Raw genomic sequence first — 1,729 nt, forward strand, 5'->3', positions numbered from 1 at the left:
AGCTCCTGGATCTGCGCGTCCTTCAGCGGCACGGCCTTCGGCTTGTCGTACGTCGACCACTCCCGCGGCTTCAGGGACCGGTCGCCGAGGTCGACCACCAGGCTGCGCTCGGAATCGGTGGTCAGGGCCACCGAGTAGGGGTCGGTGACCTCGTTGGTGACGATCCCACCGGCCCCGGGCGCCCACACCCTCACCTTGTACCGGTACTCCTCGCCCTTCCAGGAACGCGGGCCGGTGACGGACCAGACACCGGTGCCGTCGTCGCGCCGCATCCGGACGGTGCGCTCGCCGACCTCCAAAGAGACGTCCTGCGCGGTCGGCGCCCACACCGACAGGGTGGGCCGGCCGTGGCGGAACACCGGACCGAGCTCCGCCTTCGTCGCACCGTCCGCGTAGAGGTCGTCGAGCACGCCCGCGATCTGCACACCGGTCGCCGCGAGCACGGCACCATTGGCGGCACGCTGGGTGGCGACGACCTGACCGCGCAGCGCGGTACGGATGCGGTCGCGGTCGCGCGGGTCGATCGTGAAGGCCGGATGATCCTTCAGGTGCGGGAACCTCGCCTTCTGGGCGTCGGTGAGGGCCGTCGGCACCATGCGGAGCCAGTGCCCCTCGTGGGAGAGGGCGCCGTCCTCGACGGTGATGTCGCCCCTGGGCGCGTACACGAGTTGCTGACTGGTGGCGTCGGTGGCCTTGACCTTCCACACCACCGTCTTCGCGTCGATCCACTGAGCCTTCGAGGCGCCGAGGTCGAGGTCGGGGGCGGAGCCGACGGTCGGCAACAGGTAGTCGGCGGTGCCGCCGGTGAGCCAGACGTCCTTGCCGTAGGTGGCGAAGTCCAGGGACCGGTCGCTGGGGATGTCCTTCTCGTCGCCCTTGTGGACGATGTAGCTCAAGGAGGTGGCGCCGTCTGCGAGGGGTACTTCGAAGGTCACACCGAAGCTGTCCCTGCCGACCGGTTGCAGCGGCTTGGTCCAGTCGGTGGGGTTCGCGGCACCGGTCCAGGTGTGCAGGCCCCAGCCGTCGTAGTCGCCGTCGGGCCGGTGGTAGTGCAGTACGGCCTTCTTCTGGTCCTGCGGCGGGTAGGCACCCTCGGGCGCCGTGGACCTCTGCCCGTCACCACCCTGTTCGATCCAGACCTCGCCCGTCCTGTCCGTCTCGAGCGTACGCTGCGGACCGTCCGCGACGCCGGCCTTCTCGACGGTGTAGGTCACGTCACCCGCGTCGTCCTCCAACTCGACCCAGGCGAAGGCGCCGTAGGCGTCACGGCCGGTGAAATCCGCCGTGCCCGCCGATGACTTGAGCTGCCAGCCGTCGTAATCGCCGTCCGTCCGCTGGTAGTGCACCACGGCGTAGGGGCGGTCCACCGCGCTCGGCCTGGGCTTGCTCGGCGGTTGTCCGGCGGTGGTGGTGCCGGTGTCGCTCGCGGTACGACCGGCGCTGTCGACCACGACCGCCTTGTAACGCAAGGGCGTTCCGGAACGCACCGTGTCGGGCAGATGCTGGGTCACCTTGTAGGGCGCGTGATCGGCCGAACCGAGCGTCCGCCACGGCCCGTTGCCGACCTGCGCGGCGAAGACGACCCGGTTCAGCCGGCCGCCGTCCACATCCGCGGAGACCTCCACGTCACCGGTCGCACCGGCCGCGGGAGGCATCACCGACACCGACGGCCTGGACGGAGAACGCCCCAACGACCGGTCGGCCTTGAGCACCACCGCCGACAACGGCG

Annotated in this window: 1 protein-coding gene; it reads right to left on the bottom strand. The window is 70.3% G+C overall.

Features of this window, described 5'->3' with window-relative positions:
• A partial coding sequence (locus ACZ62B_RS39055; protein ID WP_469694017.1) for a pullulanase-associated domain-containing protein occupies positions 1-1,729 on the bottom strand: 1,729 nt, incomplete at both ends.

This window comes from Streptomyces sp. NPDC053426, from assembly GCF_055585405.1.